Raw genomic sequence first — 23,123 nt, forward strand, 5'->3', positions numbered from 1 at the left:
CAGCTGACCGGCAGATTCCTTGCCGGTGCGACGGTCGCGTTCGACCTCGTAGGAGATCTTCTGACCTTCGTTGAGGGTGTTCAGGTCGGACGTTTCAACGGCCGAAACGTGAACGAACACGTCCTTGCCGCCGTCCGAGGGCTCGATGAAGCCGTAGCCCTTGGTGGAGTTGTACCATTTGACAGTGCCGGTAGCCATTTTAAGGACCTCCGCTAGCAATTAGCCACGTGCAAGAGCGCGCGCGGCCTGTCGGGTCTGAATGGGATCGGCCAGAAACTCGGTGCGTTCGCAAAGAGAGAGGGGCGTGACGCAGAGAGATCGACGAGCGGCTTATGCCCGCAAACCGGGGCGGAAACAAGGTCGATGATTCGCGTACCGATTCAGGCGTCCTCCTCTTCGTCCTCTTCGACCACCCTGGCCGGTTCGTCCTCGCCCTCGGGCGCGACATAGTGGGCGACGCAGAGCTTGCGCAGGGCCGAGGTCAGGGAGCCGCCGTACAGCCGGTCCTGGACCCGCTCGTGGCCCTCCTGCTGGAGCTTGACCTTGATGTCGCCGACCGTGCGGCAGGATCCGCTCTTGGCGAGTTCATAGGCACGTTCGATTGTCGTGGGGCGAAAAGTCATGCCCGATAGATAGGCGCAAGCGGAGCGATATGCGAGGGGACGAAGAAAAACCGCCTTGTTTCAAGGTTGTGTCGCCTTTCGGACAGAACGTCTCGACTTTAATGTTGCCTTTTTGTTCCATGTGAAACACTGTCTTTGAAATGATGGAGGAACCCGCCATGACCGACGAGATCGTGCTCTACACCAACCCCCAGTCGCGCGGTCGCATCGCCCGCTGGATGCTGGAAGAGGTGGGGCAACCCTATCGCACCGAGGTCATCGACTATGCCGCGATGAAGAATCCCGACTATCTGGCCGTCAATCCGATGGGCAAGGTGCCGGCCCTGACCCACCGTGGGGTGACCATCACGGAATGCGCGGCGATCTGCGCCTATCTGGCCGATGCTTTTCCGGAGGCCGGGCTGGCCCCGGCGTTCGACGATCCGGCGCGCGGGACCTATCTGCGCTGGATGTTCTTTGCGGCCGGGCCGGTCGAGACGGTGGTCACGGCCAAGTCCCTGGGCCTGCTGGCTCCGGCCGACAAGGCGGGCATGGTCGGATACGGCTCGTACGAGGCGACCATCGACGCGCTGGAGACCGCCGTGAGCGCGGGCCCCTATATCCTGGGCGACCGGTTCAGCGCGGCCGACGTCTATGTCGGTAGCCAGATCGGCTGGGGCCTGATGTTCAAGTCGATCCCCGAGCGCCCAGCCTTCGCCGCCTATGCCGCCCGGATCATGGGCCGGGAGGCGGCAACGCGTGCCCGGGCGCTCGACGACGCGGCGGCAGCGGCCTGACAGAGCGCTTGATCGGTGGAGGAACAGGGCGGAAGGTCGGGTCGTTGATGTCGCGTCCCACAGGAGCTGGACCCATGACTCGCCCCCTGATCCTCGCCGCCTTCGCCGTCCTCGCGCCCCTCGTCGTCGCCCTGGGTGCCTGCGCCTCCGCCGGCGCGCCGATGGAAAGCTATGGAGCCGCCACTGAACGCCTGGCCGCCGACTGTCAGGCGCGCGGCGGCATCCTGCAGACCTCCGGTGCCCAGACCGGGCGACCCGAGACCGACAATATCTGCAAGATCAACGGCGGGGCCTCGCGCCTGACCAGCGGCGGGCGTTGATCGGTCGGGGCCTTCAGACTTCCGCTTGTCTGATGCGCCGACCGCGCTAGACCGGTTGGATGACCGATACGGACCAACCCGAAACGCCCCTGACCGCCCCCGACCACCAGCCCGTGGTGCGGGTCATCGCCATGCCCGCCGACACCAATCCGGAAGGCGACATCTTCGGCGGCTGGCTGCTGGCCCAGATGGATCTGGCCGGGTCCACCCCCGCCTTCGACCTGGCGCGCGGTCGCTGTGCCACCATCGCCGTGGACGCCATGGTGTTCCACCAACCGGTCTCGGTCGGCGACGAGGTTTCGATCTACGCCCGGATCATCAAGGTCGGCCGCACCTCGATCCGGGTTCACGTGGAGGCCTGGAAACGGCCCCGCGCCTCCCACACCGTCAGCCGGGTGACCGAGGGCGTCTTCACCTATGTGGCCATCGACGAGGACCGCAAGCCCCGGCCGTTGCCCGAACAGCACTGAAAGCCACTACGCCGACTTGATTTGCGAATGCCTCGCAACTAAGTCCCGATCTGCACGACATCAGGACCGGCTGCGGAGACCTTACTCATGACCCGATCGACCACGACCGTCGCGACCCCGAATGGCTCGAAATACCTGACCCAGTTGTCCAAGCACTGGAGCCATCGCTTTCCGGACCTGACCTATACGGCCGAGCGTGCCGACATTCCGTTGCCCGGGGGGCCCTGCATCCTGATGGCGGATGCAAAGGCGCTTCATATCGTCATCGACGGGTCCGACGCCCAGACGGCGGAGCGGCTGGAAGGCGTCGTGGCCGAGCATCTGCGCCGCTTCGCCTTTCGCGAGGACCTGACGTTCGACTGGGTCCGCGAGGCCGGCTGACGCGCCGGGAACCCCGCAAATCTTGACCCGGAGCCCCTCCGCGCCTACCTGAAGACCATGTCCGTTCGCCGCATTCTCACCATCGACAACCCTGCCGACCTAGCCGTGCTCAAGCAGGTCTCCCGGCCGGTCGAGGCCGTCGACGATGACGTCCGCGCCCTGATGGACGACATGCTGGAGACCATGTACGCCGCGCCCGGCATCGGTCTGGCCGCCGCCCAGATCGGCGATCTGCGCCGGGTCGTGGTCATGGATCTGCACGACGGCGAGCCGACCACCGATACTCCGGTCGTCGATGAGGGCGGCGAGGACGCCGAGCCCAACCGCACCGCCAATCCCCGCTTCTTCGCCAACCCCCAGGTGCTGTGGGCGTCCGACGAGATGTTCCAGTACGAGGAGGGCTGCCTGTCGCTGCCGGAGTATTTCGACACGGTCGAACGCCCGGCCCGTATCCGCATCGGCTATCTGGACCGCAACAACACCCCGATCGAGGAAGAGATCGACGGCCTGTACGCTGTCTGTTTCCAGCACGAACTCGACCATCTGGAAGGCGTCCTTTTCATCGACCATCTGTCGCGGCTGAAGCGCGACCGGGCGGTGGCCAAGGTCAAGAAATACATGCGCTCGCGCGCGCTCGAGGACGCATGATGGCCCGAGGCAAATCCGTCATCATCGACGCGGCCGGCCGGCGGCGCCTGACGACCTCGCAGAAGGTCGGCATCGGCAGCGTGGCGACCCTGGTCGGCGTCGCGGCGCTCGGCATCATCGCAGGCGTCCTGCTGGACCGGCTGCTCGACTTCGATGACGCCCTGGATGCCGGTGGCGAGTGGGACGAGGGCGGTGGGGTTCGCACCCGCTGGTACGATCCGTCTTAATTTAAGTCGCTTCGCGACGCGCTACGTTCGCGACGCGGTCGCTCACTACTTGAGCGCGGATTGCCCCCGTCGTTGGCATCGAGAAGTTCATGCGCCTCGCCTTCATGGGAACTCCCGACTTCGCCGTGCCGTCGCTGGCCGAGCTGATCGCCAGTGGGCACGAGATCGTGGCCGTCTATTCCCAGCCGCCGAAGCCGAAAGGTCGGGGCCAGAAGCTGACGCCGTCGCCGGTGCAGGCCTTTGCCGAGGCCATGGGCCTGCCGGTCTTCACGCCCGCCTCGATGAAATCGCCGGAGGCCATCGCCGACTTCCAGTCGCTGGATCTCGACGCCGCCTGCGTCGTCGCCTATGGCCAGATCCTGAAGCCCGAGGTGCTGGAGGCACCGCGCCTCGGCTGCTTCAACCTGCATGGTTCGCTTCTGCCGCGCTGGCGGGGTGCCGCGCCGATCCAGCGCGCCATCATGGCCGGAGATCGCCAGACCGGGGTCCAGATCATGCGGATGTCGGAAGGGCTGGACGAGGGCGCGATCCTGCTGTCGGAAGTCCTGCCGATCACGGCCGACGACACCGCCGCCAGTTTGTCGGAACGGATGTCGGTGATCGGCGCGACCCTGTGGACCCGGGCGCTCGCCGCGATCGAACGTGGCGGGGTGACCGAGACGCCTCAGGTCGGCGAACCCACCTATGCCCGCAAGATCACCCCCGCCGAGGCGCGTATTGACTGGACCCTCTATGCCGCTGACGTAGACGCCCATATTCGTGGCCTGTCGCCGTTTCCCGGCGCATGGTGCGAGGCGCCCGACGGCACGCGGATGAAGGTCCTGATCTCGCGTTTTGAGGCGGACGCCAGCGGTGATCCGGGCGAGGTTCTGGATGACGATCTGCTGGTCGCCTGTGCCGAAGGAGCCGTCCGCCTGATGCGCGTCCAGCGCGAGGGCCGGGCCGCCCAGGACGCCTCCGAGTTCCTTAAGGGCTTCGCTATCACCGCCGGATCGATGCTCGGCTGATGCCTCGTTATCGCCTGACGATCGAATACGACGGCGGTCCCTACAACGGCTTCCAGGCCCAGGCGGGTCAGCCGACCGTGCAGGGCGCGCTCGAGACGGCGATCCAGGGATTCTGTGGCCAGGATGTGCGGATCGCCGCCGCCGGGCGCACCGATTCCGGCGTCCACGCGACGGGTCAGGTGGTTCATGTCGATCTGGAGCGCGACTGGCCGGCCGCCACGGTGATGAACGCCCTGAACGCCCATATGGTCCGGGAGGCGGTGTCGGTGCTGGATTGCGTCGCCGTCTCCGACGACTGGCACGCGCGGTTCTCGGCGACCGGGCGGCGCTATCTGTACAGGATCCTGAACCGGCCGGGTCGCCCGGCCCTGTTGCAGGGTCAGGTCTGGCACGTGCGAAAGCCGCTGGATGCCGAGGCTATGCATGAGGCCGCGCAGAGACTGGTCGGCCATCACGACTTTACCACCTTCCGCGACCTGGCCTGCCAATCGAAGTCGCCGGTCAAGACGCTGGATGTCGCCCGCGTCATGCAGGTCGGCGAGGAGGTGCATCTGGTGTTCGAGGCACGATCGTTCCTGCATCGCCAGGTGCGGTCGATGGCCGGAACACTGGTCGAGGTGGGTCTCGGTCGCTGGACGGCGTCGGACGTCACCGAGGCCCTGGAGGCGCGGGACCGCGCGCGATGCGGCCCCGTCGCCCCTTCGGACGGACTGTATCTGACCGGGGTCGCCTACGACTGACGGCCCCTGATCAGCTCATGATCAAGCGGTGACCGGCAGGCGGCTGACCGCATAGCGGACCTGGGCGTATTCGGGCAGTTGCGACATGGCTTCCTCGCGCACGGCGCGCTCGCAGGCAGCGCGGTCGGAAATGCGGGTCGTGGCGCCGCGCGACTCGCGGCAGAAGCTGCGGGCGGCCTTCTGAACGCGGGCGTCGAAGGTGGCGGCGCCGGCGGTGGTGGCCAGGTCGAGGTCGCCGTAGGCGATACGGGCTTCCTGGGCCGAGGCGGCACCGGCGGCGGCGAGGGTGCAGGCGGCGAGAACGGCGGCGATCGTGCGGGTCATGGTGCGGTTTCCTGAGAGATGTTCGTCGCTCTGATCGGCGACGATCGAAACCTGGAACCCGAACATCGCCGCCCGTTGTCCAACCGGCGGCAAACCTATGGCAAAGCTTTAAATCGAGGTCATGACATCCGCTTCATGACATTCCGGACAGCGAGTCTCGCCACAGCGGGCCGGTCTGGAACTGATGCCGCAATCCGTCGGATCCGACGGCCCATCAGCCCATGATGACCTTGGTGAAAGCTCGGACGTCGCGGTCCGACGTCGCCTGACGACGGGGCTCAGCCACTGTTCCTGAGCCCCGCCGCGATACCGTTGACGGCCAGAAGGATGCCTTCGCGGACGCGGGGGTCGTCGTCGCCGGCGCGGCGACGGCGGATCAGCTCGATCTGGACGTGGTTCAGCGGCTCGACATAGGGCATCCGCAGGCGGATCAGCCGGTCCAGCTCGGGCTGGCCGCCCAGCAGGTCGGACTGGCCGGTGATTGTCAGGATGGCGTCGCGGGTCCGGTCCCACTCGGCCCTGATCTCTCCGTAGATGGTGGCGGCCATGTTCGCGTCCGGCACCAGCCGGGCATAGCGCCGGGCGATGGTCATGTCCGACTTGGCCATGATCATCTCCATGTTCTGGAGCAGGGTACGGAAGAATGGCCATTCGCGGCCCATGGCCTGGAGCTCGGCCATGTCGGCGCCGGCGACGGCCGAGCCGAACCCGAACCAGCCCGGCAGCATGACGCGGCTTTGCGACCAGCTGAACACCCAGGGGATGGCGCGCAGGTCCTCGATGGCGGTGGAGGCCGTGCGCGAGGCCGGGCGCGAGCCGATCTTCAGCTCGGCCAGTTCGGCGATGGGGGTGGCGGCGCGGAAATAGTCGACGAAGCCGGGATGCTCGTACACCAGGGCGCGATAGGCGTTCATCGAGGCCTGGCTGAGCGCCGAGGCCGTCTTGCCGTGGCGGGCGGTCAGGGCGTCATCCGGCGGCGGGGCCAGGGAGGCGATCAGGACGCCGGCGGTCAGGGCGTCGAGGTTGCGCCGGGCCACGTCGGGCTCGCCGTATTTGTTGGCGATGACCTCGCCCTGTTCGGTGATGCGGATGCGACCCGCGACCGTTCCCGTCGGCTGGGAAATGACGCCGGCGAAGCTGGAGCCGCCACCCCGGCCGACCGCCCCGCCCCGACCGTGGAACAGCTGCAGCTTCAGCCCCGCCGCCCGGGTGACGTCGAGCAGGGCCCGCGAGGCCTCGTGCAGTTCCCAGGTCGATGTCAGGTAGGAACCGTCCTTGTTGGAATCCGAGTAGCCGATCATGACCTCCTGGACGCCGCGCGCGGTCGCCACCGCTCGTGCCGAGGGCTCGGCCAGCAGCCGTTCCAGCGTCGGTTTGGCGGCCCGAAGGTCGTCGATGGTTTCGAACAGGGGCGCGGCCTGGATCGGACAGGCACCGGGGTCGGAGGGCCGGTAGATCCCGACCTCCTTGAGCAGCAGATAGACCTCCAGCAGGTCGGAGGCCGCATCCGTCTTCGACACGATATGGGTGCGGATCGCCTGGGGCCCGTAGGCGGCCAGGGCCCGGGCGGCGGCCTGGAGGATGGCGCGCTCCTTCAGCGTCTCTTCCGCATAGGTCGCATAGGGGCTGAACAGCAGACGGCCAGAGGCCAGTTCGGCCGACAGCAGGGCGATACGCCCCTCTTCGTCCAGCGCGACGTAGTCGGCCGCGACCCCCGCGACCTTGAACAGGTCTGCGACGACGCGCTCATGGACGTCCGAGTTCTGGCGCAGGTCCAGGGTCGCCATGTGGAAGCCGAAGATGTCCACCGCCGTGATAAGCCGCGCCAGACTGTCGTCGGCGAAGACCTGGCCATGGCTGGCGACCAGACTGTCCTGCAGGATGGCCAGCTCAGCACGGAAGGCCTCGGGGCCGTCATAGACGGGGGCCTCGAACCGGGCCGGACGCGGTGCCGCAATTCCGGTCAGATGCAGGTGGGTCGCGGCCAGCCGAGCGTAGATTTCGGTCAGGGCCCGGCGATAGGGTTCATCCGTGCGGTGAGGACTGTCGTCATCCGACGCCTTGGACAGGGCCTTCAGGGCCGGGGTTACCGTGGCCAGGGTCCCCGACAGGCTGAGCTCGGCCCCCAGCGCGTGGACCTCATCGAGATAGAACCGCAGAACGGCGCGCGCGGCCGTCGCCATGGCCGCCGACAGGGTCTGGCCGTCGACATTGGGATTGCCGTCCCGGTCCCCCCCGACCCAGGCCCCGATGCGGATGAAGGGGGCGAGGTCCGGCGCGTCCAGCGCCGTCCGCCACTCGGCCAGCTGGGCCGGGGCCACCCGCAGGAAGATCCGCTCCAGAAACGAGACCACCGTGTCGATCTCGTCCTGCACGACCAGGCCACTCATCCGCACCAGCCGCGTGGCCCACAGGATGGTTGTCTGGCGGCGCAGTCCCCGGGTCATGACCTCGGGCGCGCAGGACAGGTCGTCGCGATCGCAGGCGTCGAGCAGGTCGGACACAGAGGCGATCCGGTCCAGCACCGACTTGCGCCGCACCTCCGACGGGTGGGCGGTCAGCACCGGCGAGATCAGGGCGTCGGACAGCAGGGCCCGGGCGTCCTCCGGCGTCTGACCCGCCGCCTTCAGCCGGGCCAGCGCCCCCTCAAGCGTATCGGGCCGCGCGCCCTCGGCGGTTTGGGACTGGGCGCGTCGCTTTCCGGCCCGGTCCTCGGCGACATTGGCCAGCAGGGAAAACACGGCGAACCCGTGCGCCAGCCCCACCGCCTGATCCAGCGACAGGTCCTTGAGCAGGGCCTCCAGCTTTGACGCCCCGTGCGACTGCGGATCGCGGTGATAGGCCACCGACGCCTGCCGCACCGCCTCGATCCGGTCGTACAGATCCTGACCGCCCTCGTCGCGAATGACCTCGCCCAGCAACCCGCCCAGCAGGCGAACCTCCTCGCGCAGGCGATCGTCGGCAACGGGGGTGGATGCAGGCATGGTGTCGTCTTTCAGCGGGGAGGCTGGTCGAACAGAGGAGTCGGGACCGTATCAGGGGTTTTCATCCTGACCATCCCGAAGCCGAACGCTGAAACGGATTGTGCGGTCCGGAAACGTCGAGCCGTTGCACCGGCCGTGCGTCTGGAGCAGGGAAGGGACGCACAAAGGATCCGGCCCGCAAACGGTGTCGGATGGCTCTCCCGTCCGCCTATCCGTCGGGAAACCGCCGCGTCCGGACCCGTCATACGGGTCGGCGGCAGATGATGATCCGAATGTCCCTCTATTCTTCCGACCGCCAGCAATGGCTGGCCGATCCCAAGCGTGACCTGCTGGCCGGCACGGTCGTGGCCCTGGCCCTGATCCCCGAGGCGATCGCCTTTTCCCTGATCGCCGGGGTCGATCCGGCAGTGGGGCTGTATGCCTCCTTCGTCATTGCCGTGACGATCTCCATCGTCGGCGGGCGTCCGGCCATGATCTCGGCGGCGACCGGGGCGATGGCCCTGTTGATGGTCACCCTGGTTCGCGACCACGGCATCGAATACCTGTTCGCCGCCTCGATCCTGTGCGGGGTGTTCCAGATCGGCATCGGCCTGTTGAAGCTGGGCCGCTACATCCGGTTCGTGTCCAAGAGCGTGATGACCGGGTTCGTCAACGCATTGGCCATTCTGATCTTCCTGGCCCAGATGCCCGAACTGATCGGTGCCAACTGGCAGACCTGGGCCCTGGTCGCCGCCGCCCTGGTCATCATCTACGGCCTGCCGCGCATCACGAAGGCCATCCCGTCCCCGCTGGTGGCCATCGTCGTCATCGCCGTCTTCGTCCTGCTGACCGACACGCCGGTCCGGACGGTCGGCGACATGGGCCAGATGCCGACCATGCTGCCGGTCTTCCATATGCCGGCCGTGCCGCTGACCTGGGAGACCTTCGCCATCATCGCCCCGGTCTCGGCGACCCTGGCCTTCGTCGGCCTGCTGGAGAGCCTGCTGACCGCCAACCTGGTGGACGACATCACCGACACCCCGTCGGACAAGGACCGCGAGACGCGTGGCCAGGGCATTGCCAACGTCCTGTCGCCCCTGTTCGGCGGGATGGCGGGCTGTGCCATGATCGGCCAGTCGATCATCAATGTGACGTCCGGCGCGCGCGGCAGACTTTCGACCCTGTGGGCCGGGCTGTTCCTGCTGTTCCTGATCCTGGTGCTCCAGGACTGGGTGGCGCGCATCCCGATGGCGGCACTGGTCGCGGTGATGATCATGGTTTCGGTCGGGACCTTCGACTGGAGCTCGGTGACGAAGATCCGGTCCATCCCGTTCCAGTCCTCGATCGTCATGCTCGCCACCACGGTGACGGTGGTGGTCACCCACGACCTGTCCAAGGGTGTCGTGCTGGGCGTGGTGCTGTCGGCCATCTTCTTCATGCGCAAGGTGGCCAAGACCATCGTGGTCGAGCCGGTCGAAGCGGCACCGGAGGTCCTGCGCTACCGGGTGACCGGCCAGCTGTTCTTCGCCTCGGCCGACGTCTTCGCCGCCAGCTTCGAGCATCACGGCCATCCAAAACGGGTCGAGATCGACATGACTGAGGCCCATCTGTGGGACCGCACCGGCGTCTCCGCTCTCGACAAGGTCGTCTTCCGCTATCGCGGGCAAGGGGCGGAGGTCGAGGTTCTGGGCGTCAACGAAGCCAGCCGGACCCTGGTCGACCGGGTCGGCCTGCACGACAAGCCGAACGGGATCGCGCCGGCTCACTGAGCCAGCGCCTTGCCTCTGCCCTCCTTTTCCGCCATAAGCCGCGCCTTCCGGCGCAATTGAACCTGCGTCTCCACCTGCACGTCCCCATCATCGCGATGGACGAGGCAGGCGAGAACCCTCTGCCGACGTGAGCGTCGCCAGGGGCGGTTTTCGTATGGAGACTGGTTCGACCGCCTCTTGAGGTGCTCATGTTCGAGGCTCTGAACGAAAGGCTGACAGGCGTTTTCGACCGGATCACCGGTCGTGGGGCCCTGTCCGAGAAGGACGTCTCCGAGGCGATGCGCGAAGTGCGCGTGGCCCTGCTGGAGGCCGACGTCGCCCTGCCGGTCGTCAAGGACTTCATCGCCTTCGCCACCGAACGGGCCACGGGCGAGGATGTCATCCGCTCGGTCAAGCCGGCCGACCAGGTGGTCAAGATCGTCTATGACGGCCTGATCGAGATGCTGGGCGGCGAGGAGCCGACCCCGATCAACCTGAACGCCACGCCGCCCGCCGTCATCCTGATGGCCGGCCTGCAGGGTTCGGGCAAGACGACGACCTCGGCCAAGCTGGCGCTGCGACTGACCAAATTCGATCGCAAGAAGGTCATGCTTGCATCCCTCGATACGCGCCGTCCGGCCGCGATGGAGCAGCTGGCCCAGTTGGGCAAACAGATCGAGGTCGCCGTCCTGCCGATCGTGGCCGGCGAGAGCGCGGTCCAGATCGCGCGGCGCGCCCTGACCTCGGCCAGGCTCCAGGGCTTCGACGTCCTGATCCTCGACACCGCCGGGCGGATCACCCTGGACGAGGCCCTGATGGCCGAGGTGGCCGAGGTCGCGGCCGTCGCCAATCCGGTCGAGACCCTGCTGGTCGCCGACAGCCTGACCGGCCAGGACGCGGTGCGCACCGCCAAGGCCTTCCACGAACGCCTGCCGCTGACTGGCCTCGTTTTGACCCGCGCCGACGGCGACGGACGCGGCGGGGCGATGCTGTCGATGCGGGCGGTCACCGGCCTGCCGATCAAATACATGGGCTCGGGCGAGAAGGTCGATGCGCTCGACGTGTTCGACGCCCGCCGCGTCGCCGGTCGCATCCTGGGCCAGGGTGACATCGTCGCCCTGGTCGAGAAGGCCTCGCAGGAGCTGGATCAGTCCAAGGCCGAGGCCATGGCGCGCAAGCTGGCCAAGGGCCAGTTCGACCTGAACGACCTGGCCGCCCAGTTCCAGCAGATGAAGAAGATGGGCGGCCTGCAAGGCATCATGGGAATGCTGCCCGGCGTCGCCAAGATGAAGAATCAGATGGCCGACAACGGCGTCGACGACAAATCGATCGCGCGTCAGGAAGCCATCATCAGTTCCATGACCAAGGCCGAGCGCAAGAAACCCGACCTGCTCAATGCGTCCCGCAAGAAACGCGTCGCCGCCGGGGCCGGAGTCGAGGTTCAGGACATCAACCGGCTGCTGAAGCAGCACCGCCAGATGGCCGACATGGTCAAGTCGATGTCCAAGGGCGGCCCGCGCAAGATGCAGCAGATGGCCGCCATGCTGGGCGGCCTCGGCGGACCCACCGGAGTTCCGGGCATGGGCTCGGGTGCCGACATGAAACGCCTTCAGGCCATGGGGGGCGGCAAGCTGCCCGACACCTCGGCCGACGAGATGAAAGCCATTCAGGACCGCCTTGCGGGCCTGGGGGGCGGACAACTGCCGGGCCTGCCCGGTCTACCCACCAAGAAATAATCCGACTTAACGAAAGAGACTGAAAATGCTGAAGATTCGTCTGGCCCGCGGTGGTGCCAAGAAGCGCCCCTACTATCACATCGTCATCGCCGACTCGCACTCGCCCCGCGACGGCAAGTTCATCGAGAAGGTCGGCAGCTACAACCCGATGCTGCCCAAGGACGGCGAGAAGCCCCGCGTCGCCCTGAAGGCCGACCGGATCTCGGAGTGGCTGTCCAAGGGCGCCCAGCCGACCGACCGCGTGGCCCGCTTCATCTCGCAGAGCACCGACGAAGCCCTGGTCGGCAAGGTCGCCTGGACGCAATCCAATAACCCGACCAAGGGTGCCCCGGGCAAGAAGGCCCAGGAGCGTTCGGCCGAACGCGCCCAGCGCGAAGCCGACCGCGCCGAGGCTGAAGCCGCCGCCAAGATCGAGGCCGCCGAAGCCGCCCAGAAGGCCAAGGAAGACGCCGCCGCCGCTGCCGAAGCCGCCAAGAACGCTCCGGTCGTCGAAGAGACCCCGGCCGAAGAGGCTCCGGCCGCTGAAGCTGAAGGTTCGGCCGAGGTCGCCGTCGAAGAGGCTCCGGCCGAAGGCACCGCCGAAGACGAAAAGACCGAGGCCTAAGCCTCAACCTCCGCTCATTCCGGCCTTTGTCGGGATGAGCGGGCCGGGGGTTCACGGACATGACGGACGCACAGCCCAAACTCATCCTCGTCGGCCAGGTCGCCGGCGGGTTCGGTGTCAAGGGGGAGGTGCGGGTCACGGCCTATACCGCAGACCCGAAAGCCCTGACGTCTTACGGCCCGCTGCTGCGCGCCGATGGATCACCGGGCCTGACCCTGACGGGCATACGGGCGACCAAGGACGGCCTTATCGGCCGGGCCAGCGAAATCAGGACCAAAGAAGAGGCAGACGCTCTGCGCGGGCTGAAGCTGCACGTCCCGCGCGACCGGTTCCCAGAGCCGGACGAAGACGAGGTCTATCTGGCCGACCTGATCGGCGTCGAAGCGCGCGATCCCGAGGGCGTCGTGCTGGGCACGGTGCGGGCGGTGCAGAATTTCGGGGCCGACGACATGCTGGAGATCTCACCCGCGACCGGCGGCCCGACCTGGTTCCTGCCCTTCACCAAGGCGGCGACGCCTCAGCTTCACCTCGCCGACGGTTGGCTGATGGCCGTGCGGCCCGAAGAGGTTGGCGAACGCGAGCCGGACTGAGGGTGCCTGAAACGAAACGGGCCCCGCGACAAGGTCGCGAGGCCCGGGATCACAATGGTGCAGGTACGACTACTCGATCTCGACCGTCTCGGCGTCGCCGACATATTTCTTGATCGACTCGATCGCCCGCTTGGCACCCGACTTGTCGGAATAGCCCTCGGTCGCGAAAATCACTTCTGAATTGTACTTGAAGCGGACGCGGAACTCGCCCGCCTTGTCCTTATAAACTTCGAACTTGTGCGCCACGGGGGCCTCCTGGGATTGGTCCGTTTCGGACAACGGCCAAGCTAGGCGGTCGGCTCTGGCGGTCAATACCGAAATGTCGCCGACTGCACACAGGCGGGTGAGTCTTGCGGCCGGGCTCGCAGCTTCCGACATGCGCGATGTCCCAACGCGAGCGCACACCATGGCCGACCTGTCCGCCTTTCCGATCACCCGCCAGTATCCGCCCAAGGATTCGACGATCTTGCAGTATTACGGCCTGCCGACGCCGAACGGGGTCAAGGTCTCGATCATGCTGGAGGAGACCGGCCTTCCCTATGACGTCCATCTCGTGGACATCATGAAGAACGAGACCTGGACGCCCGAGTATCTGTCACTCAATCCGAACGGCAAGATTCCGGCCATTCTCGATCCCGATGGGCCGGGAGGAAATCCGCTGGCCCTGTTCGAATCGGGTGCCATCCTGATCTATCTTGCGGACAAGTGCGGGCGATTCCTGTCGGCCGATCCGGCGATCCGCTACCAGACGATCCAGTGGCTGATGTTCCAGATGGGCGCTATCGGCCCGATGTTCGGCCAGCTGGGGTTCTTTCACAAATTCGCCGGCAAGGACTACGAGGACAAGCGGCCGCGCGACCGCTACGTCGCGGAATCGAAACGCCTGCTGGGCGTGCTCGAGACCCGGCTGGAGGGCCGGGACTGGCTGATGGACGACTATTCGATCGCCGACATCGCCACTCTCGGCTGGGTCCGCAACCTGGTCGGCTTCTACGATGCCGGCGAGATCGTCGAGTACGACCGGTTCCCCCGCGTCGAGGCCTGGCTGGCCCGCGCGCTGGAACGGCCGGCCGTGCAGCGCGGCCTTGAAATTCCCGCCCGGCCCTAGCCGGCGAAGCACCAGGCCAGGACCGCCTTCTGGGCGTGGATGCGGTTCTCCGCCTCGTCCCAGACCAGCGAGCGCGGCCCGTCGATCACGGCGTCGGTGACCTCCTCGCCCCGGTGGGCCGGCAGGCAGTGCAGGAAGACGGCGGCGGGATCGGCCTTGTTCATCAGGGCCTCGTCCACCCCATAGGTCTCGAAGGCGTGCAGACGCTGTTCGTAGTCGCTGTCGCCCATCGACACCCAGGTGTCGGTGACCACGACGTCGGCGCCCAGCACCGCCTCGTTCGGATCGGCCGTCAGGGTGACGGCGTTGCCGCCCTTGGCCAGGTCGTGCAGGTCCGGGTGATATTCGGCCGGGCAGGCGACGTTGAAGTGGAAGCCCAGCTTGGGCGCCGCGTGCATGAAGGAATGACAGACATTGTTGCCGTCCCCGACCCAGGCGATGGTCTTGCCGGCGATCGGGCCCTTGGCCTCTTCGATGGTCATGATGTCGGCCAGGATCTGGCAGGGGTGGGAGCGGTCGGTCAGGCCGTTGATGACCGGTACGGTCGAGACCCGCGCGAACCGTTCGACGTCCTCATGGGAATTGGCGCGGATCATGACGGCGTCGACCATGCGCGACAGGACCTTGGCGGTGTCCTCGATCGGCTCGCCGCGACCCAGTTGCATGTCGGAGGCGGTGGCGATGATCGACGATCCGCCCAGCTGACGGATGGCGGCGTCGAAGCTGAACCGGGTGCGGGTCGAGTTCTTCTCGAAGATCATGGCCAGGACGCGGTCCCTAGCCGGTGCGTCGGCATCGGCGCGACCCTTGGGCCAGCCCTTGCGGGCGGCCTTTCGGGCATGGGCGTCATCGAGGGTCGCGCGCAGGTCTTCGGCCGAGAGGCGGTGGATGTCGAGGAAGTGTCTGACCATCTTCTTGTCCTTCCCTCTCCCATCGGGAGGGGGCTTGAGCGCACGATCACGCCAGTGATCGTCCTTGCGCGAAAGGGTGAGGGGTTAGGGTGCGAGCCGGTGAGGGTGGAACCCCTCACCCTTTCGCCTTGGCGCATCGCTACGCTCTGCGAGGCTCAAGCCCTCTCCCTCCGGGAGAGGGAGCATCAGGCCGCCGCCTTCATCTGCGCCCGGGCGACCTCGCAGGCGCCTTCGAACTTCTCGATGGCCTCGCGGGCTTCTTCGAGGGTGATGTTGAGGGGCGGCAGGATGCGGCAGCAGTTGTCGCCGCCGCCGGCGATCAGCAGATGCTGTTCGTCGCGCGCCAGAGCCATGAAGTCGCGGTTGTTGGGGATCAGCTTGACCCCGATCAGCAGCCCCTTGCCGCGCACGTCGGCGATGACGTCGGGGAACCGCTCCTTCAGCCCATGCAACTGCTGCTTCAGGTATCCGGCGATCTCGTTGACGTTCTGGATCAGCTCGGGTTTCACCAGCTCACCGAAGGCCGCCAGACCCACGGCCATGGCCAGCGGATTGCCGCCGAAGGTGGTGCCGTGAACGCCCGCCGTCATCCCCGATCCAGCCCTGGCGGTGGCCAGACAGGCACCGATCGGGAAGCCGCCGCCCAGAGCCTTGGCGATGGCCATGATGTCGGGCTCCATGCCCGCCCATTCATGGGCCCACAGTTTGCCGGTCCGGCCCATGCCGCACTGGACCTCGTCGAAGATGATGAGCACGCCGTACTGGTCGCACAGCTCGCGCAGGCCGCGCAGGCAGACGTCGGGCAGGGCGCGGCAACCGCCCTCGCCCTGAACCGGCTCGACGATGATCGCGGCGGTCGTCGGCGACGCGATCGCGGCCTTGAGCGCCTCGTGGTCGCCCCAGGTCAGCTGATGGAAGCCTTCCAGTTTCGGACCGAAGCCTTCGATGTAGGACGGGTTCGCCGCCGCATTGATCGCGCCGTAGGTCCGGCCGTGGAACGAGCCGTCGAAGCCGTAGATGTCGATCCGTTCGGGCGCGCCGTTGGCCCAGTGATAGCGCCGCGCCGTCTTCAGCGCGCACTCCACAGCCTCGGTGCCCGAGTTGGTGAAGAAGACCTGGTCGGCGAACGAATGCTCGCACAGCATGTCGGCCAGCTTTTCCTGGTCCGGAATCCGGAAGATGTTGGACACATGCCACAGCTTCTCGGCCTGGTCCTTGACCGCCTGGACCAGGATCGGATTGGCGTGACCCAGGGCGTTGGTCGAGATGCCGGAAACGCAGTCCAGGTATTCCGTGCCGTCCACCGACCACAGGCGCATGCCTCGCCCGCGATCCACTTCCAGCGGAGCGCGATTGTAGACACCCATCAGATGGCTTGTGGACCCCGACGCGGACATTGAACCTGTACCTCCAAAAGCAATGAAGCCCCGACGCGGGCGCGGCGGGACTTTCCTAAAGCGACGTTGTCGGACGCGAGACGAGGTGAGTCAACTCACGCCCCCGAATCGCGACATCGAAACGCCTTGACCGTTCCAGTGTTACAGCATAGTGGAACGCCCGCAATGACCGATGCCCTTCCCAGCCCGGCCCCCGACAAGGCCCCCAGACCGGCAGATGCCGACCGGGCCGCGCTGTTCGACGCCCTGCTGTCGCTGAAGACGCGGGACGAGGTCGACGCCTTCCTGTCCGACCTGTGTACCCCGTCGGAGGTCCGCGCCTTTGCCGAACGCTGGGCCGTCGCGCGCCTGCTGGCCCAGAACTCAAAATCCTATCGCGAGATCGCGCTGGAGGCCGGGGCCAGCCCGACCACCGTCGTGCGCGTCGCGCGGTTCCTGAAAGAGATGCCGCATCAGGGTTATCGCCTGGTGCTCGATCGCCTGAACTCGAAAGCCTGACATTTCCATGAGTACCGTCCAGGGGCGACTTCGCATCGCCATCCAGAAATCCGGCCGCCTGTCGGAACGCAGCCTCGACCTGATCCGCGACGCGGGCCTGAAATGGGTCAAGGGCGCCAACGACCTGCTGTACAAGGTCGAGAACTATCCGATCGACCTGCTGCGGGTGCGCGACGACGACATCCCGACCTTCGTCGCCGACGGAGTCTGCGACCTCGGCATCGTCGGCGAGAACGTGCTGGAGGAGGACAAGAACGGTGGGAGTCATGCCGAGGTCGTCATGCCGCTGGGCTTCGGCCGCTGCACGCTGAAGCTCGCGGTGCCTCCGACCATGATCTATGCGGGGCCGCGCTCGCTGGCGGGGCTGAGGATCGCGACCTCCTATCCCAAGATCCTGCAGCGCTATCTGGACGATCAGGGCATCGGGGCCGAGATCGTGACCATGCGCGGGGCCGTCGAGGTCGCGCCACGGCTGAAGCTGGCCGCCGCCATCTGTGACCTGGTCTCGACCGGGGCGACGCTGGAGGCCAACGGCCTGATCGCCAAGGAGACGGTACTGCAAAGCCAGGCCGTCCTCATCAAGTCTCCGACCCCGCCGGAGCCCGCCCTGCAACATCTGCTGGATTCGATCGTCGAGCGGATGGCGGGCGTGGTGTCCTCGCAAGGGGCCAAATACGTGATGCTGAACGCACCGCGCTCGGCGCTGGACGCGATCACCGCCATCCTGCCGGGCGCGGGCGCGCCCACGGTCATGCCGTTGATGGGCCGCGACGACGCCGTTGCCGTTCACGCCGTCTGTCAGGAAGCCGTGTTCTGGGAGACGCTGGAGAAGCTCAAGGCGGCCGGGGCTTCCGCCATCCTGGTGCTGCCGATCGAGAAGATGATGTGATGGCCACGACCGTCTTCAAACGCATCGACTGGGCGACGCTGGATGCGGCGGAACGCAAGGCCGCTCTCGCCCGCCCGCGCCAGAGGACCGAGGGCCGCGTCACCGACGTCGTCCGCCAGATCTTCGACGACGTGCAGGCGCGGGGCGGTGCGGCCGTCGCCGATTGGGCCATCAGGCTCGACAACGCCCAGCCGCGCCGCATCGCCATCACGCCTGACGTCGTCGCGACCGCTCGCGACGCCCTGCCGCCCGCCGACACCCGCTGCATCCGTATCGCGGCCGAGAACGTCCGCGTCTTTCATCAGGCGACCCGGCCTGAGGACACCGCCTTCGTCGAGACCACGCCGGGTGTGCGCTCGAAACTGGTCTGGCGTCCGATCGGGGCCGCCGGTCTCTATGTTCCCGGCGGGTCTGCGCCGTTGTTCTCGTCCCTGCTGATGCTGGCCATCCCGGCGCAGGTCGCGGGGGTGCGCGAGCGGGTGGCGGTGACGCCCCCGTCGAAGGATGGTGGGGTCCACCCCGCCATGATCATCGCCGCCGCCGAGGCCGAACTGGACGCCCTGTGGCTGGTCGGGGGTGCGCAGGCGATCGCGGCCATGACCTTCGGCGCGGTCTTCGATGACGGCGAGATCGTCGCCTGTGACAAGCTGTTCGGGCCCGGCAACGCCTATGTCGCCGAGGCCAAGAAATACGCCTCCTCCCTGCCGGGCGGGCCGTCGGTCGACATGCCGGCCGGGCCGTCGGAACTGCTGGTCATCGCCGACGGCTCGGCCGATCCCGAGATCGCCGCCGCCGACCTGCTGAGCCAGGCCGAGCATGACGCGGACGCGCAGGTGATCCTGGTTTGTGACTCGACCGCGACGATCAACGCCATCCTCGAAGCCGTGGAGGAGCAGTTGGAGAGCCTACCCCGCGCCGACATCGCCCGCGCCTCGCTGGCCGAGGCCCGGATCATCAAGGTGGGCGACACGGCGACCGCCTGCGAGGTCTCCAACCTGTACGGCCCCGAACACCTGGCCATCCAGACCGAGGACGCCGAGGCTCTGGTCGAACAGATCACCGCCGCCGGGGCGGTCTTCGTCGGCCGGTTCGCCGCCGAGACTCTGGGGGACTATGCGGCGGGGCCCAGCCACGTCCTGCCCACTGACGGCGGGGCCCGGACTTTGGGCGGCATCACGACGTCGAGCTTCATGACCACCATGTCGGTGCAGAAGGTGACCGAGGCCGGGGCGGCGGTGCTGGCCCCCGTGGCGGCGCGGCTCGCACGGCTGGAAGGGCTGGAAGCCCACGCGCGGGCCGCGGATCTGAGGAGCGCGGGATGATGATGCAGCAAATCCTCACCCGTAGGGGGAGGGGGACCGCGTCTTCGCGGTGGAGGGGGCTCACCCCAGACACCGTATGCGCGGCCGGCCCCCTCCACCCCAGCGCAAGCGCGCTGCGGTCGATTGGCTCCCCCAACGGGGGAGGATCACGATGACCCTTCCCGCCCCCTATCCCCCGTTGGTCGCAGGCGGCGACGGCCTCGACCGCTATCCGGCCGATCCGTCGGCGCTGGCCGCGCGCATGGCCCAGATTTACCGCGTGCCCCCCGAGCAGGTGCTGCCGATCCGGGGCCTGACCCACGGGCTGGAACTGGTCTGGCGTCTGGCCGCCCAGGCGGGCCAGAGTGTTCAGGCCCCCGACGCCGAACCCTATACCCGCCTCGACGCCATCTATGGCGGCAAGGGCGACACCGCTGCGGTCGTCATCCGCGCCCTCGGCTCGCCCGAGGCGGTCGCAGAGATGGCCGCCCGCGTCGCCCCGGCTCTGCTAGTCGTGGACGAAGGCCTGATCGAGTTCGCCGACACGGCGTCGGCCGCCACCATCCTCGACGCCCACGCCAACCTCGTAGTCCTGCGCAGCCTGTCCCTGGCCTATGGGCTGGCCGGTGCCCGCGTCGGTGCCGCGCTCGCCCAGGCGACAACCCTGGCCCGGCTGTCGGCCATGCTCGAGCCCTATGCCCTGCCCGAACCGCTGGTCCGACTGGCGCAACAGGCGCTCGACCCGTCGCGGATGATCGAGACCGCCGAACGGATCACAGGCGTCAAGCGCGAGCGCGCCCGCATCGCCCGCGAAGTGTCACGGCTGATGACGGTCGAGACCGGCGTCGGCCCCATCCTGATGGCCCGGCCCACCGATCCGGAAGCCCTGCTGGCCGAGTTTGCGAAATACGGCGTGGCCGCCGACCGCTCCGGCGACCGGCTGCGCCTGCCGATCTCGCTGAAGCCCGAGGTCAACGACCGGCTGTTGCTGGCGCTGGGCCTGACCCCGCCGCGCAGTCGCCCGGCCCGTCTCGGCCAGGCCGTGAGAGATACGAAGGAGACGCGGATCGTCTGCGCCGTCGATCTGGACAGCCCCGGTCCCGTCGCCATCCACACCGGCGTCGGCTTCTTCGATCACATGCTGGAACAGGTCGCGGCCCACGGCGGCTTCTCGATCCGGCTGGCCTGCGAAGGCGACCTGCACACCGACGCCCACCACACCATCGAGGACAGCGCCATCGCCCTGGGCCAGGCCCTGAAACAGGCGCTGGGCGAGCGGCGCGGCATCGCCCGCTACGGCTTCGTCCTGGCCATGGACGAGGCCGAGGCCCATATCGCCATCGACCTGTCGGGCCGTCCCTATCCACTGTTCGAGGGAAGCTTCTCGACCCCCATGATCGGCGAATACCGTACCGACCTGACCGCCCATGTGTTCCGCTCGCTGGCCGAGGCTATGGGCGCCGCGATCCACGTCAAGGTCACCGGCGACGACGACCACCACAAGACCGAGGCCGTCTACAAGGCCTTCGGCCGCGCCCTGAGACAGGCCATCCGCATCGAAGGCGACGCCGTTCCATCGACAAAGGGTGTCCTGTGACCGTCGCCATCATCGGATACGGGGCCGGCAACACCGCCTCGGTGCAGTTCGCGCTGGAGCGGCTGGGGTGCGAGGCCGTCATCACCTCGGACCCTGAAGTTGTCGCCTCGGCCGACAAGGTCATCCTGCCCGGCGTCGGCGCGGCGGGCTATGCGATGGCGCGGCTGGCCGAACTGGGCCTGATCGACCCGATCCGGTCGTTCGAGCGGCCGCTGCTGGGCGTCTGCCTCGGCCAGCAACTGCTGTTCGAGCGCAGCGAGGAAGGCAACGGCGTCGATCTGCTCGGCTTCATCCCCGGAACCGTGACACGGCTGAACGTCCGGCCGGACCTGCCCGTGCCGCACATGGGCTGGACCCAGCTGGACCGGGGTCAGCCCGACCCGCTGCTGGAGGGGGTCAACGACGGCGACTATGCCTATTTCGTCCATAGTTTCGTCTGTCCCGACAGCGACGCGACGATCGCCTGCGCCGACTATGGGACCGATGTCCCTGCCGTGGTCCGCTCGGGCAATCGCTGGGGCTGCCAGTTTCACCCAGAGCGTTCGGCGGCGACCGGCGCGCGTATCCTGAAGAATTTCCTGAGCCTGACATGATCATCTATCCCGCCATCGACCTGAGGGAGGGCGTCTGCGTCCGGCTGATGCACGGCCGGTTCGATCAGGTGACGCAGTACGACGACAATCCCGAAGACCGGCTGGCCGCGTTCGTGGCCGAGGGCGCGACATGGGTGCATATCGTCGATCTGGACGGGGCAAAGGCGGGTCAGGCCGTGCAGCACGAACTGATCGGCAAGCTGGCCGCCGGGACGACGGCCTCGATCCAGTCCGGCGGCGGGGTGCGCACGGCCGAGGATGTCGAGCGGCTGCTGGACGCAGGCGTCACGCGGGTGGTGGTCGGATCGCTGGCGGTGACCAGGCCGGAGGAGGTCGCGACCTGGCTGGCCTGGTTCGGTCCCGAGCGGCTGACGCTCGCGTTTGACGTTCGCGTCGGCGAGGACGGGGTGCCGACCCCGTCGCTCAAGGGCTGGACCGAGGCGGCCGGGTTCGACCTGTGGAGCGCGCTGGATCGCTATCCAGCCGGGACCCTCAGCCACGTCCTGATCACCGATGTCGGCCGCGACGGTGCCCTGACCGGACCCAATCTCGATCTGCTGTCCGAGGCGAGGCGGCGGAGGCCCGACCTGAAGATTCAGGCATCGGGCGGGGTATCGTCGCTGGATGACCTGACGGCAGCGGCGGCCATCGGTTGCGACGGGGCCATCGTCGGCCGCGCCATCTACGAGGGCCGTTTCACCGCCGGTCAGGCCATCGAGGCGACCCGATGACCGCCAGAAGGATCATCCCCTGCTTGGACGTCAAGGACGGCCGCGTCGTGAAGGGCGTCAAGTTCGAGGGGCACGTCGATATGGGCGACGCGGCCGAACTGGCCGCGCGGTATCGCGACGAGGGAGCCGACGAACTGGTCTTCTACGACATCACCGCCTCGCCCGAGGGCCGGACGCTGGACTATACCTGGGTCAAGTCGATCGCGCGGCTCCTGGACATCCCCTTCTGCGTCGCCGGCGGTATCCGCTCGGTGGACCAGGCGGCGGCCTGTCTGGATCACGGGGCGGACAAGGTCTCGATCAACTCCCCGGCCCTGGAACGCCCCGAGCTGATCGGCGAGATGGCGGCGCGGCTGGGCAGCCAGTGCGTCGTCGTCGGCGTCGATTCGCGGCGCGAGAACGGCGAATATGTCGTCCACAAATACACCGGCGACCCCGATGCGCGCCGGCTGGCGGGCCGTCGCACCCTGGACTGGATCGTGGAGGCGCAAGAGTTAGGCGCGGGCGAGATCGTGCTGAACTGCATCGACCAGGACGGGGTACGTCAGGGCTACGATACCGCTCAACTGGCCGACGCCCGTTCGCGCCTGGCCATCCCCCTGATCGCCTCGGGGGGGGCGGGGGCGGTATCGCATTTCCTCGACGTCTTCGACCGCGCCAATGTGTCGGGCGCACTGGCGGCCAGCGTGTTCCACACCGGTGCGATCGCGATCCCGGATCTTAAGGCCTCGCTGGCGGCGTCGGGCGTGGAGGTGAGGCTGTGACTGTTGCAATGACACTCGATCCCGACACCCTCGACTTCGCCAAGGGCGACGGCCTGATCCCGGCCATTGTTCAGGACGCCGACACGCTTCAGGTGCTGACTCTCGCCTATATGGACCGGGCCGCTCTGGAGGAGACGATCGCATCCGGCGAGGCCACCTTCTTCTCCCGCTCGCGCG

Annotated in this window: 27 protein-coding genes and 1 other annotated feature; of the genes, 20 read left to right on the forward strand and 7 right to left on the reverse strand. The window is 67.4% G+C overall.

Going from position 1 to position 23,123, the window contains the following annotated elements; all coding sequences use genetic code 11:
• Both ACILQR_RS08240 and ACILQR_RS08245 read right to left on the reverse strand, forming a co-directional pair.
• A partial coding sequence (locus ACILQR_RS08240) for a cold-shock protein (RefSeq protein ID WP_395650974.1) occupies positions 1-198 on the reverse strand: 198 nt, incomplete at its 3' end.
• 182 nt (positions 199-380) lie between these two features.
• A complete protein-coding gene (locus tag ACILQR_RS08245; protein ID WP_395650975.1) occupies positions 381-623 on the reverse strand; it encodes a hypothetical protein in 243 nt (80 codons plus the stop codon).
• 158 nt (positions 624-781) lie between these two features.
• On the opposite strand from ACILQR_RS08245, the gene ACILQR_RS08250 reads away from it, so the two are divergent.
• The 8 genes from ACILQR_RS08250 (at position 782) to truA (ending at position 5,192) form a co-directional block, all read left to right on the forward strand.
• Positions 782-1,399: a glutathione S-transferase family protein gene (locus ACILQR_RS08250; protein ID WP_395650976.1), complete on the forward strand. Its 618-nt coding sequence runs from the start codon at positions 782-784 to the stop codon at positions 1,397-1,399.
• Between the two features lie 74 nt (positions 1,400-1,473).
• Entirely contained in the window at positions 1,474-1,719 is a 246-nt protein-coding gene (locus ACILQR_RS08255; protein ID WP_395650977.1) for a hypothetical protein, read from the forward strand.
• 59 nt (positions 1,720-1,778) lie between these two features.
• Complete coding sequence (locus ACILQR_RS08260; protein ID WP_395650978.1) at positions 1,779-2,189, forward strand: acyl-CoA thioesterase; 411 nt, start codon at positions 1,779-1,781, stop codon at positions 2,187-2,189.
• 87 nt (positions 2,190-2,276) lie between these two features.
• Positions 2,277-2,570: a DUF2218 domain-containing protein gene (locus tag ACILQR_RS08265; RefSeq protein WP_395650979.1), complete on the forward strand. Its 294-nt coding sequence runs from the start codon at positions 2,277-2,279 to the stop codon at positions 2,568-2,570.
• A 57-nt stretch (positions 2,571-2,627) separates the two neighbouring features.
• Complete coding sequence (locus ACILQR_RS08270; protein ID WP_395650980.1) at positions 2,628-3,218, forward strand: peptide deformylase; 591 nt, start codon at positions 2,628-2,630, stop codon at positions 3,216-3,218.
• Positions 3,218-3,445 carry a hypothetical protein gene (locus ACILQR_RS08275; RefSeq protein WP_271146085.1) on the forward strand — a complete coding sequence of 76 codons (228 nt, stop codon included), beginning with the start codon at positions 3,218-3,220 and terminating at the stop codon, positions 3,443-3,445. Before ACILQR_RS08270 ends, ACILQR_RS08275 begins: the two co-directional genes overlap by 1 nt.
• An 89-nt stretch (positions 3,446-3,534) precedes the next feature.
• On the forward strand, positions 3,535-4,452 hold the full coding sequence (gene fmt / locus ACILQR_RS08280) for a methionyl-tRNA formyltransferase (RefSeq protein WP_395650981.1): 918 nt from the start codon (positions 3,535-3,537) through the stop codon (positions 4,450-4,452).
• Positions 4,452-5,192: a tRNA pseudouridine(38-40) synthase TruA gene (gene truA, locus ACILQR_RS08285; protein WP_395650982.1), complete on the forward strand. Its 741-nt coding sequence runs from the start codon at positions 4,452-4,454 to the stop codon at positions 5,190-5,192. The genes fmt and truA overlap by 1 nt, the downstream gene beginning before the upstream one ends.
• 21 nt (positions 5,193-5,213) lie before the next feature.
• On the opposite strand, the gene ACILQR_RS08290 is transcribed toward truA, so the two are convergent.
• Entirely contained in the window at positions 5,214-5,516 is a 303-nt protein-coding gene (locus tag ACILQR_RS08290) for a UrcA family protein (RefSeq protein ID WP_395650983.1), read from the reverse strand.
• Positions 5,517-5,794: 278 nt separating this feature from the next.
• Positions 5,795-8,500, reverse strand: coding sequence for a phosphoenolpyruvate carboxylase (gene ppc, locus ACILQR_RS08295; protein WP_395650984.1), 2,706 nt, complete (start codon positions 8,498-8,500; stop codon positions 5,795-5,797).
• Positions 8,501-8,663: 163 nt separating this feature from the next.
• Positions 8,664-8,725 (forward strand) — a sequence feature (sul1 is cis-regulatory element that is thought to sense ions involved in sulfur or methionine metabolism; They are found in Alphaproteobacteria).
• 47 nt (positions 8,726-8,772) lie between these two features.
• On the opposite strand from ppc, the gene ACILQR_RS08300 reads away from it, so the two are divergent.
• From ACILQR_RS08300 to rimM, 4 genes are all read left to right on the forward strand, one after another.
• Positions 8,773-10,248, forward strand: a complete 1,476-nt coding sequence (locus ACILQR_RS08300) for a SulP family inorganic anion transporter (protein ID WP_395650985.1) — start codon at positions 8,773-8,775, stop codon at positions 10,246-10,248.
• A gap of 188 nt (positions 10,249-10,436) precedes the next feature.
• Positions 10,437-11,963, forward strand: a complete 1,527-nt coding sequence (gene ffh, locus ACILQR_RS08305) for a signal recognition particle protein (protein WP_395650986.1) — start codon at positions 10,437-10,439, stop codon at positions 11,961-11,963.
• A gap of 25 nt (positions 11,964-11,988) precedes the next feature.
• Positions 11,989-12,567 (forward strand): 30S ribosomal protein S16, encoded by a 579-nt coding sequence (gene rpsP / locus ACILQR_RS08310; RefSeq protein WP_271146075.1) that lies wholly within the window; start codon positions 11,989-11,991, stop codon positions 12,565-12,567.
• A 59-nt stretch (positions 12,568-12,626) separates the two neighbouring features.
• Positions 12,627-13,157 carry a ribosome maturation factor RimM gene (rimM, locus tag ACILQR_RS08315; RefSeq protein WP_395650987.1) on the forward strand — a complete coding sequence of 177 codons (531 nt, stop codon included), beginning with the start codon at positions 12,627-12,629 and terminating at the stop codon, positions 13,155-13,157.
• Between the two features lie 69 nt (positions 13,158-13,226).
• Here the strand turns inward: rimM and ACILQR_RS08320 are convergent, their stop codons facing one another.
• The gene (locus ACILQR_RS08320) at positions 13,227-13,403 is read right to left on the reverse strand and encodes a DUF1508 domain-containing protein (RefSeq protein WP_271146073.1); all 177 of its coding nucleotides are present in this window, start codon (positions 13,401-13,403) and stop codon (positions 13,227-13,229) included.
• 160 nt (positions 13,404-13,563) lie between these two features.
• Between ACILQR_RS08320 and ACILQR_RS08325 the strand changes: the two genes are divergently transcribed.
• A complete protein-coding gene (locus ACILQR_RS08325) occupies positions 13,564-14,265 on the forward strand; it encodes a glutathione S-transferase N-terminal domain-containing protein (protein WP_395650988.1) in 702 nt (233 codons plus the stop codon).
• On the opposite strand, the gene argF is transcribed toward ACILQR_RS08325, so the two are convergent.
• Together argF and ACILQR_RS08335 are read right to left on the reverse strand one after the other, a co-directional pair.
• Positions 14,262-15,176, reverse strand: coding sequence for an ornithine carbamoyltransferase (gene argF / locus ACILQR_RS08330; RefSeq protein ID WP_395650989.1), 915 nt, complete (start codon positions 15,174-15,176; stop codon positions 14,262-14,264). The two genes, ACILQR_RS08325 and argF, sit on opposite strands and share 4 nt — an antisense overlap.
• Positions 15,177-15,361: 185 nt before the next feature.
• On the reverse strand, positions 15,362-16,573 hold the full coding sequence (locus ACILQR_RS08335) for an aspartate aminotransferase family protein (RefSeq protein ID WP_395650990.1): 1,212 nt from the start codon (positions 16,571-16,573) through the stop codon (positions 15,362-15,364).
• Positions 16,574-16,738: 165 nt separating this feature from the next.
• On the opposite strand from ACILQR_RS08335, the gene ACILQR_RS08340 reads away from it, so the two are divergent.
• The 7 genes from ACILQR_RS08340 to hisF all read left to right on the forward strand — a co-directional run bounded on the left by ACILQR_RS08340 (position 16,739) and on the right by hisF (position 22,946).
• Positions 16,739-17,071 (forward strand): YerC/YecD family TrpR-related protein, encoded by a 333-nt coding sequence (locus tag ACILQR_RS08340; protein WP_395650991.1) that lies wholly within the window; start codon positions 16,739-16,741, stop codon positions 17,069-17,071.
• A gap of 7 nt (positions 17,072-17,078) precedes the next feature.
• Positions 17,079-17,960, forward strand: a complete 882-nt coding sequence (hisG, locus tag ACILQR_RS08345) for an ATP phosphoribosyltransferase (protein ID WP_395650992.1) — start codon at positions 17,079-17,081, stop codon at positions 17,958-17,960.
• A complete protein-coding gene (gene hisD / locus ACILQR_RS08350) occupies positions 17,960-19,282 on the forward strand; it encodes a histidinol dehydrogenase (protein WP_395650993.1) in 1,323 nt (440 codons plus the stop codon). The genes hisG and hisD overlap by 1 nt, the downstream gene beginning before the upstream one ends.
• A gap of 151 nt (positions 19,283-19,433) precedes the next feature.
• Positions 19,434-20,858 (forward strand): imidazoleglycerol-phosphate dehydratase HisB, encoded by a 1,425-nt coding sequence (gene hisB / locus ACILQR_RS08355; RefSeq protein WP_395650994.1) that lies wholly within the window; start codon positions 19,434-19,436, stop codon positions 20,856-20,858.
• Entirely contained in the window at positions 20,855-21,451 is a 597-nt protein-coding gene (hisH, locus tag ACILQR_RS08360) for an imidazole glycerol phosphate synthase subunit HisH (RefSeq protein WP_395650995.1), read from the forward strand. Before hisB ends, hisH begins: the two co-directional genes overlap by 4 nt.
• Complete coding sequence (gene hisA, locus ACILQR_RS08365; protein ID WP_395650996.1) at positions 21,448-22,182, forward strand: 1-(5-phosphoribosyl)-5-[(5-phosphoribosylamino)methylideneamino]imidazole-4-carboxamide isomerase; 735 nt, start codon at positions 21,448-21,450, stop codon at positions 22,180-22,182. The genes hisH and hisA overlap by 4 nt, the downstream gene beginning before the upstream one ends.
• On the forward strand, positions 22,179-22,946 hold the full coding sequence (gene hisF, locus ACILQR_RS08370; RefSeq protein ID WP_395650997.1) for an imidazole glycerol phosphate synthase subunit HisF: 768 nt from the start codon (positions 22,179-22,181) through the stop codon (positions 22,944-22,946). The genes hisA and hisF overlap by 4 nt, the downstream gene beginning before the upstream one ends.
• The last annotated feature ends 177 nt before the right edge of the window (positions 22,947-23,123 follow it).

Origin of the sequence: Brevundimonas sp., from assembly GCF_044239655.1 — a bacterium.
Lineage (GTDB): Bacteria > Pseudomonadota > Alphaproteobacteria > Caulobacterales > Caulobacteraceae > Brevundimonas.

Excerpts from the sequence above, each read along its gene's own strand:
- ACILQR_RS08245 (WP_395650975.1), bottom strand. The coding sequence starts at position 623 with ATGACTTTTCGCCCCACGACAATCGAACGTGCCTATGAACTCGCCAAG.
- ACILQR_RS08250 (WP_395650976.1), top strand. The coding sequence starts at position 782 with ATGACCGACGAGATCGTGCTCTACACCAACCCCCAGTCGCGCGGTCGC.
- ACILQR_RS08255 (WP_395650977.1), top strand. The coding sequence starts at position 1,474 with ATGACTCGCCCCCTGATCCTCGCCGCCTTCGCCGTCCTCGCGCCCCTC.
- ACILQR_RS08260 (WP_395650978.1), top strand. The coding sequence starts at position 1,779 with ATGACCGATACGGACCAACCCGAAACGCCCCTGACCGCCCCCGACCAC.
- ACILQR_RS08265 (WP_395650979.1), top strand. The coding sequence starts at position 2,277 with ATGACCCGATCGACCACGACCGTCGCGACCCCGAATGGCTCGAAATAC.
- ACILQR_RS08270 (WP_395650980.1), top strand. The coding sequence starts at position 2,628 with ATGTCCGTTCGCCGCATTCTCACCATCGACAACCCTGCCGACCTAGCC.
- ACILQR_RS08275 (WP_271146085.1), top strand. The coding sequence starts at position 3,218 with ATGGCCCGAGGCAAATCCGTCATCATCGACGCGGCCGGCCGGCGGCGC.
- fmt (WP_395650981.1), top strand. The coding sequence starts at position 3,535 with ATGCGCCTCGCCTTCATGGGAACTCCCGACTTCGCCGTGCCGTCGCTG.
- truA (WP_395650982.1), top strand. The coding sequence starts at position 4,452 with ATGCCTCGTTATCGCCTGACGATCGAATACGACGGCGGTCCCTACAAC.
- ACILQR_RS08290 (WP_395650983.1), bottom strand. The coding sequence starts at position 5,516 with ATGACCCGCACGATCGCCGCCGTTCTCGCCGCCTGCACCCTCGCCGCC.
- ppc (WP_395650984.1), bottom strand. The coding sequence starts at position 8,500 with ATGCCTGCATCCACCCCCGTTGCCGACGATCGCCTGCGCGAGGAGGTT.
- ACILQR_RS08300 (WP_395650985.1), top strand. The coding sequence starts at position 8,773 with ATGTCCCTCTATTCTTCCGACCGCCAGCAATGGCTGGCCGATCCCAAG.
- ffh (WP_395650986.1), top strand. The coding sequence starts at position 10,437 with ATGTTCGAGGCTCTGAACGAAAGGCTGACAGGCGTTTTCGACCGGATC.
- rpsP (WP_271146075.1), top strand. The coding sequence starts at position 11,989 with ATGCTGAAGATTCGTCTGGCCCGCGGTGGTGCCAAGAAGCGCCCCTAC.
- rimM (WP_395650987.1), top strand. The coding sequence starts at position 12,627 with ATGACGGACGCACAGCCCAAACTCATCCTCGTCGGCCAGGTCGCCGGC.
- ACILQR_RS08325 (WP_395650988.1), top strand. The coding sequence starts at position 13,564 with ATGGCCGACCTGTCCGCCTTTCCGATCACCCGCCAGTATCCGCCCAAG.
- argF (WP_395650989.1), bottom strand. The coding sequence starts at position 15,176 with ATGGTCAGACACTTCCTCGACATCCACCGCCTCTCGGCCGAAGACCTG.
- ACILQR_RS08335 (WP_395650990.1), bottom strand. The coding sequence starts at position 16,573 with ATGTCCGCGTCGGGGTCCACAAGCCATCTGATGGGTGTCTACAATCGC.
- ACILQR_RS08340 (WP_395650991.1), top strand. The coding sequence starts at position 16,739 with ATGACCGATGCCCTTCCCAGCCCGGCCCCCGACAAGGCCCCCAGACCG.
- hisG (WP_395650992.1), top strand. The coding sequence starts at position 17,079 with ATGAGTACCGTCCAGGGGCGACTTCGCATCGCCATCCAGAAATCCGGC.
- hisD (WP_395650993.1), top strand. The coding sequence starts at position 17,960 with ATGGCCACGACCGTCTTCAAACGCATCGACTGGGCGACGCTGGATGCG.
- hisB (WP_395650994.1), top strand. The coding sequence starts at position 19,434 with ATGACCCTTCCCGCCCCCTATCCCCCGTTGGTCGCAGGCGGCGACGGC.
- hisA (WP_395650996.1), top strand. The coding sequence starts at position 21,448 with ATGATCATCTATCCCGCCATCGACCTGAGGGAGGGCGTCTGCGTCCGG.
- hisF (WP_395650997.1), top strand. The coding sequence starts at position 22,179 with ATGACCGCCAGAAGGATCATCCCCTGCTTGGACGTCAAGGACGGCCGC.